At 69.8% G+C, this 7,054-nt stretch carries 8 protein-coding genes; 7 read left to right on the top strand and 1 reads right to left on the bottom strand.

Going from position 1 to position 7,054, the window contains the following annotated elements; translation table 11 throughout:
- The first annotated feature begins 114 nt into the window (after positions 1-114).
- From pstS to HW445_RS14060, 5 genes are all read left to right on the top strand, one after another.
- Positions 115-1,254 carry a phosphate ABC transporter substrate-binding protein PstS gene (gene pstS / locus HW445_RS14080; RefSeq protein ID WP_180221363.1) on the top strand — a complete coding sequence of 380 codons (1,140 nt, stop codon included), beginning with the start codon at positions 115-117 and terminating at the stop codon, positions 1,252-1,254.
- A gap of 113 nt (positions 1,255-1,367) precedes the next feature.
- Complete coding sequence (gene pstC, locus HW445_RS14075; RefSeq protein ID WP_180221362.1) at positions 1,368-2,432, top strand: phosphate ABC transporter permease subunit PstC; 1,065 nt, start codon at positions 1,368-1,370, stop codon at positions 2,430-2,432.
- Entirely contained in the window at positions 2,429-3,478 is a 1,050-nt protein-coding gene (gene pstA / locus HW445_RS14070; protein ID WP_180221361.1) for a phosphate ABC transporter permease PstA, read from the top strand. Before pstC ends, pstA begins: the two co-directional genes overlap by 4 nt.
- Before the next feature lie 20 nt (positions 3,479-3,498).
- Positions 3,499-4,275 (top strand): phosphate ABC transporter ATP-binding protein PstB, encoded by a 777-nt coding sequence (gene pstB / locus HW445_RS14065; RefSeq protein ID WP_151774248.1) that lies wholly within the window; start codon positions 3,499-3,501, stop codon positions 4,273-4,275.
- A gap of 210 nt (positions 4,276-4,485) precedes the next feature.
- Positions 4,486-4,665, top strand: a complete 180-nt coding sequence (locus tag HW445_RS14060) for a hypothetical protein (protein WP_151774247.1) — start codon at positions 4,486-4,488, stop codon at positions 4,663-4,665.
- An 83-nt stretch (positions 4,666-4,748) separates the two neighbouring features.
- Here HW445_RS14060 and HW445_RS34125 read toward each other — a convergent pair whose 3' ends face one another.
- Positions 4,749-5,153 (bottom strand): metal-sensitive transcriptional regulator, encoded by a 405-nt coding sequence (locus HW445_RS34125; RefSeq protein ID WP_306673320.1) that lies wholly within the window; start codon positions 5,151-5,153, stop codon positions 4,749-4,751.
- A gap of 236 nt (positions 5,154-5,389) precedes the next feature.
- Here HW445_RS34125 and HW445_RS14050 point away from each other — a divergent pair, with 236 nt between their 5' ends.
- Positions 5,390-6,010, top strand: a complete 621-nt coding sequence (locus HW445_RS14050; RefSeq protein WP_180221360.1) for a DUF47 family protein — start codon at positions 5,390-5,392, stop codon at positions 6,008-6,010.
- A gap of 8 nt (positions 6,011-6,018) precedes the next feature.
- Entirely contained in the window at positions 6,019-7,020 is a 1,002-nt protein-coding gene (locus tag HW445_RS14045) for an inorganic phosphate transporter (protein WP_180221359.1), read from the top strand.
- Positions 7,021-7,054 lie beyond the last annotated feature (34 nt).

Raw genomic sequence — 7,054 nt, 5'->3', positions numbered from 1 at the left:
TTTCGACCTCGACGGCGGGGAAACCGACGCAAAGACACCCCCCGGCACCCGAAACTTCGCACGCCGCCACCGCACACCAACCACCCGGCGGCTCCCGGAAGGAATCCACGAAAAGTGACGCTTCAGCGCAAGACCCGGCGCCGGACCCGGCGGGCCCTGACCCTCGGCGCCCTCGCCGTCTCCGGCGCCCTGGCCCTCACGGCGTGCGGCTCGGACGCGACGAGCGAGACCGGTGGCACCGGCGGCACCACCACCCCGAAGGCGGGCGCGATCGACTGCGGCGACGCCAAGGGCCAACTCCTCGCGGACGGCTCCTCCGCGCAGAAGAACGCGATAGACGCGTGGGTGAAGCAGTTCTCCGCCGCCTGCCAGGGTGCCCTCCAGATCAACTACAAGGGCTCCGGCTCCGGCGCCGGCATCACCGCGTTCACCCAGGGCCAGGTCGCCTTCGCCGGCTCCGACTCCGCGCTCAAGCCGGAGGAGATCGAGGAGTCCAAGAAGATCTGCAAGGACGGCCAGGCGATCGACCTGCCCATGGTCGGCGGCCCGATCGCGGTCTCCTACAACCTCCCCGGCGTGGACGGCCTGGTCCTGGACGCCCCGACCCTGGCGAAGATCTTCGACTCGAAGATCACCACCTGGGACGACGCGGCGATCAAGAAGCTGAACCCGGACGCCGAGCTGCCGTCCACCAAGATCCAGGCCTTCCACCGCTCCGACGAGTCCGGCACCACGGACAACTTCACCAAGTACCTGATCGCCGCGGCCCCGGACGACTGGAAGTACGAGGGCGGCAAGTCCTGGCAGGCCAAGGGCGGCCAGGCGGCCTCCGGCTCCAGCGGCGTGGCCCAGCAGGTGAAGCAGACCGAGGGCGCCATCGGCTACATGGAGCTCTCCTACGCCAAGGACAGCACCACCGTCTCCATCGCCACCGGCGCCTCCGCCCCGGTCGCCGCGACCGTGGAGAACGCCTCCAACGCCATCGCCGACGCCAAGATCGTGGGCACCGGCAAGGACCTGGCCCTGGAGCTGAACTACGGCACCACCGCCGACAACGCCTACCCGATCGTCCTGGTCACCTACGAGATCGTCTGCGACAAGGGCAACAAGCCCGAGACGCTCCCGGCGACCAAGGCCTTCCTGAACTACATCGCGAGCGAGGACGGCCAGGCGCTGCTCGCCGACGCCGGCTACGCCCCGATCCCCGACGAGATCATCGGCAAGGTCCGCGAGACCATCGACGGCCTCGCCTGATCCCCCGCGAGCCCGGCCCCCGGCCGGGCTCCGTCCGGTGCACCGCCGCCAGGAGCCGCGGGCCCGCCCAGCACCACCAGGGCGGGCCACGGCCCCGCAGACCGGAGATCCTGATGGACATATCGACACGAAAGCCCCACGCGGGCGACGACGACACCGCTTCCGCGGGCGCGGCCACGACCCCCGCGCCCTCCGCCCCGGGCCCGGAGCGGAAGCCCGCCCCGACGCCCGGCGCTCCCCGCGCCGCCCGCGGCACGACCCGCCGGGGCGACCGCGTCTTCCTCGGCCTCTCCCGCGGCTCGGGCATCCTGCTGCTGGCCGTGATGGCCGCGATCGCGGTGTTCCTGAGCTACCGCGCCGCCCTCGCCATCAGCAAGGACCAGGGCAACTTCCTCACCACCTTCGAGTGGGACCCCAACAGCACCGAGCCGGTCTTCGGCATCGCCGTGCTCGCCTTCGGCACCGTGGTGTCCTCGGTGATCGCCATGGTCATCGCGGTCCCGGTCGCGGTGGCCATCGCACTCTTCCTGACGCACTACGCTCCGCGCAGGCTCAGCGGCCCCATCGCCTACGTGGTGGACCTGCTCGCGGCCGTGCCGTCGATCGTCTACGGCCTGTGGGGCGCGCTCGTCCTCGTCCCGCACATGAACGGCCTCTTCAGCTGGCTGGACGAGTACCTGGGCTGGACCGGCGTCTTCTCCTGGCAGGGCGGCCCCGCCCGCTCCATGCTCACCGTCGGCATCCTGCTGGCGATCATGATCCTGCCGGTCATCACCAACGTGAGCCGCGAGGTCTTCCGCCAGGTGCCCAAGGCGCACGAGGAGGCCGCGCTCGCCCTCGGCGCGACGCGCTGGGAGGTCATCCGCATGTCGGTGCTCCCCTTCGGCCGCTCCGGCGTGATCTCCGCCTCGATGCTGGGTCTCGGCCGCGCGCTCGGCGAGACCATGGCCGTGGCGACCGTCCTGTCGCCCACCTTCGACATCCAGGCCAGCCTGCTCGACCCGGGCGGCGGCACCTTCGCCCAGAACATCGCCAGCAAGTTCGGCGAGGCGAACGAGCAGGGCCGTGACGCGCTGATCGCCTCCGGTCTCGTCCTGTTCGTCATCACCCTGCTGGTCAACGGCGCCGCGCGCATGATCATCGCCCGCCGCAAGGAGTACTCGGGGGCCAACGCATGAGCACCACGTCCGCCGTCCTCAAGCCCGTCTCCCTGCAGGGCGCCCGGCTGCCGAAGTGGGCCCCCTGGGGCGTCGCCGTCACCGCGGTCGCCGTCGCCGTGGCCGTCGGTCTCGCCTTCGGCCTGCACAGCCGCGTCCAGTGGGGGCTGATCGCCTCGGTCCTGTTCGTCCTCGGCACCTACGCGCTCTCCGCCAAGGTCGAGGGCCGCCGCCAGGCCAAGGACCGCGTCGCCACCAGCCTGGTCTGGGTCGCCTTCCTGCTCGCCGTCGTTCCCCTGCTCTCCCTGGTCTGGGAGACCGCGGTGCGCGGCGTGAAGGTCCTCGACGGGTACTTCCTCACCCACTCCATGGGCGTCGTGGCCGACGCCGAGCCCGGCGGCGGCATCTACCACGCCATCCTCGGCACCGCGCAGCAGGTGGGCCTCGCCACCCTGATCGCCGCCCCGGTCGGCGTGCTCACCGCGATCTACCTGGTGGAGTACGGCCGGGGCGCGCTCGCCAAGGCCGTCACCTTCTTCGTCGACGTGATGACCGGCATCCCGTCCATCGTGGCCGGCCTGTTCATCCTGAGCCTGATGCTCATGCTCGACCTCCAGCCGTTCGGCTTCGCCGGCTCGCTGGCGCTGGCCATCCTGATGCTGCCGGTCGTCGTCCGCTCCACCGAGGAGATGCTCAAGCTCGTCCCCAACGAGCTGCGCGAGGCGTCCCTCGCCCTGGGTGTGCCTAGGTGGCGGACCATCCTGAAGGTCGTCCTGCCGACCGCGGTCGGCGGCATCACCACCGGCGTGATGCTCGCCATCGCCCGCATCGCGGGCGAGAGCGCCCCGGTGCTGCTGCTGGTCTTCGGCAACAACTTCATCAACGCCAATCCCTTCGAGGGAGCGCAGGCGTCGCTGCCGCTCTACATCTACCAGCAGTACATCAACAGCGCCGGCTCGACCGCGGCCTACGACCGCGCCTGGGCGGCGGCACTGACGCTGATCGCCTTCGTGATGATCCTCAACCTGGTGGCCCGCGGCATCGCCCGCTGGAAGACGCCCCGCTGAAACTCCTGGAAGTGACTGAAATGGCCAAGCGAATCGACGTCAGCGGCCTCTCCGCCTTCTACGGCGCCCACAAGGCCATCGAGGACATCTCGATGACCATCGAACCCCGCTCGGTGACCGCCTTCATCGGCCCCTCCGGCTGCGGCAAGTCCACGTTCCTGCGCACCCTGAACCGCATGCACGAGGTCGTCCCCGGCGGCCGCGTCGAGGGCAAGGTGATGCTGGACGACGAGGACCTGTACGGCCCCGGGATCGACCCCGTGTCGGTGCGCCGGGAGGTCGGCATGGTCTTCCAGCGGCCCAACCCGTTCCCCACCATGTCGATCTACGACAACGTGGCGGCCGGCCTGCGGCTGAACGGCAGCTACAAGAAGTCCGAGCTCGACGGCGTCGTCGAGCAGTCCCTGCGCGGCGCCAACCTCTGGAACGAGGTCAAGGACCGCCTGAACAAGCCCGGCTCCGGCCTCTCCGGCGGCCAGCAGCAGCGCCTGTGCATCGCGCGGGCGACCGCCGTGCAGCCCAAGGTCCTGCTGATGGACGAGCCCTGCTCGGCCCTCGACCCGATCTCCACGCTCGCCATCGAGGACCTGATCGGCGAGCTCAAGGAGCAGTACACGATCGTCATCGTCACCCACAACATGCAGCAGGCGGCCCGCGTCTCGGACCGCACCGCCTTCTTCAACCTGGAGGCGATCGGCCGGCCCGGCAAGCTGATCGAGATCGACGAGACCGAGCGGATCTTCTCCAACCCGTCGGTGCAGGACACCGAGGACTACATCTCGGGCCGCTTCGGCTGATCCCGCGGCCCTCACGAGCTCCCCGGAGCTCCTCGCAAGCTCCTCGCGGTGCTGCATGGCGGTGCCACCGCGAGGCCACGGGGTCCGCGCCGCACCGGCGCGGACCCCTCCGGACCTTCTGGGCCCACCGGACTAGCCCGTCCGTGCCATGCGCCGACCGCCGCCGCTCCTTACTCTGGGAAGCCCGTACGGGCTCCGGCAGAAGGAGAGGTGATCAGCGTGGCTCCGCTCGGCGCACCGGGACAGGTCCAGGACCCGATCGCTCTCGCCGAGATAGAGATCTGCGGCGACCTGATGATCGCCGCGTCCTCGGCGAACGTCGACCGGCTCAGCCAGGCGAGCATCGACGAGATCCTCCGCGTCAGGGAGGACCGCCGCGCCGCGCGCTGAGCACCGCTGATGCCGATGACCGCCCCCGGCCCGGCCGGGGCCGCCGGGCGCGCGGCACAGGCCGCCGGGCGCGCAGCGGGCCGTCAGGTGCGCAGCATCCGGGCGATGGCCTTGGTGGCCTCCTCGACCTTGGCGTCGATCTCGTCGCCGCCCTTGACCGCCGCGTCGGCCACGCAGTGCCTCAGGTGCTCCTCCAGCAGCTGCAGCGCGAACGACTGCAGCCCCTTGGTCGAGGCGGAGACCTGCGTGAGTATGTCGATGCAGTAGACGTCCTCCTCGACCATCCGCTGCAGACCGCGGATCTGCCCCTCGATCCGCCGCAGGCGCTTCAGGTGCTCGGCCTTCTGCGCGTGATAGCCGTAGTGGTGCCCGTTCGCGGCGGCGTCCGCGGCCGGCTGCTGTCCGTGCCCGCCCGTCGCGCGCTCCTCGGCCCCGTGCTCCTCGGCGGGGGCCTCCACGGCCTGCCCGGCCTCCGGCGTCGTCGCCATCTCCGGCAGCCTCCTCGCCTCGTGTGTCACATATGTCACGGCCGGACCCCGACGGTCCACCCGAGATGCATACCCCTGCCGGGTATATGGTACTCGCGTTCGGTGGGTAGATGGGGTTACGGCCGCAGCGGAGCGGATGAACGACACTGGATTCCGGCACGCCGCTCCATTAGCAGCGGCCACCTGATGGGCCTAGCATCACCCTGACCGATTCGAAGACCCTCCGAGGACCCCACGTGCGCTTTCGTCTGACCCCCAGGGAGACGAGCTTCTACGACATGTTCTCCGCCTCCGCGGACAACATCGTCACGGGCTCCAAGCTCCTGCTGGAACTGCTCGGTGCGGAGCCGTCCGCGCGGGGCGAGATCGCCGAGCGGATGCGGGCCGCGGAACACGCGGGCGACGACGCCACCCACGCGATCTTCCACCAACTGAACTCGTCCTTCATCACGCCGTTCGACCGCGAGGACATCTACGCCCTCGCCGGCTCGCTCGACGACATCATGGACTTCATGGAGGAGGCCGTCGACCTGGTCGTCCTCTACAACATCGAGGAACTCCCCAAGGGCGTCGAGCAGCAGATCGAGGTGCTGGCGCGCGCGGCCGAGCTGACCGCCGAGGCCATGCCCAACCTGCGCACCATGTCGAACCTCACCGAGTACTGGATCGAGGTCAACCGCCTCGAGAACCAGGCCGACCAGATCCACCGCAAGCTGCTGGCCCAGCTCTTCAACGGCAAGTACGACGCCATCGAGGTGCTCAAGCTCAAGCAGGTCGTGGACGTCCTCGAGGAGGCCGCGGACGCCTTCGAACACGTGGCCAACACGGTGGAGACGATCTCGGTCAAGGAGTCCTGAACCCTGACATGGACACCTTTGCTCTGATCGTGACCGTGGGTGTCGCGCTCTTCTTCACCTACACCAACGGCTTCCACGACTCCGCGAACGCGATCGCCACCTCGGTCTCCACCCGCGCGCTGACGCCGCGGGCCGCGCTGGCGATGGCCGCCGTGATGAACCTGCTCGGCGCCTTCCTGGGCTCCGGCGTCGCCAAGACCGTCAGTGAGGGTCTGATCGAGACGCCCCAGGGCTCCAAGGGCATGGGCATCCTCTTCGCGGCGCTGGTCGGCGCGATCGCCTGGAACCTCCTCACCTGGTACTTCGGCCTGCCCTCGTCCTCCTCGCACGCCCTCTTCGGCGGCATGGTGGGCGCGGCCCTGGCCGGCGGGATCACCGTCTTCTGGGACGGCGTCCTGCAGAAGATCGTGCTGCCGATGTTCATCTCGCCCGTGGTGGGCCTGGTCATCGGCTACCTGGTGATGACGGCCATCATGTGGATCTTCCGCCGCTCCAACCCGCACAAGGCCAAGCGCGGCTTCCGCATCGCCCAGACCGTCTCCGCGGCCGGCATGGCGCTGGGCCACGGCCTGCAGGACGCCCAGAAGACCATGGGCATCGTGGTGATGGCCCTGGTCATCGCCGACGTCGAGGAGTACGGCGACGCGATCCCGGTGTGGGTCAAGGTCATGTGCGCGCTGATGCTGTCGCTGGGCACCTACGCGGGCGGCTGGCGCATCATGCGGACGCTGGGACGCAAGATCATCGAGCTGGACCCGCCGCAGGGGTTCGCCGCCGAGACCACGGGCGCGTCGATCATGTTCGTGACCGCCTTCATCTTCAAGGCGCCGATCTCGACCACGCACGTGATCACCTCGGCGATCATGGGTGTCGGTGCGACCAAGCGGGTCAACGCGGTGCGGTGGGGGGTGGCCAAGAACATCGTCCTGGGCTGGTTCATCACCATGCCGGCCGCGGCGGCGGTCGCCGCCGCCTGCTACGGCCTCGTCCACCTCGTCGCCCTCCTGTAACCCGCCCCGCCCGCTCGCGAGGGCCGCCACCCGC

The sequence above is a fragment of the Streptomyces sp. UH6 genome (genome assembly GCF_013421635.1).
Lineage (GTDB): Bacteria > Actinomycetota > Actinomycetes > Streptomycetales > Streptomycetaceae > Streptomyces > Streptomyces abyssomicinicus.
Note: the sequence above shows the minus strand (reverse complement) of the source record. Positions and strands in the feature narration are given on the sequence as shown.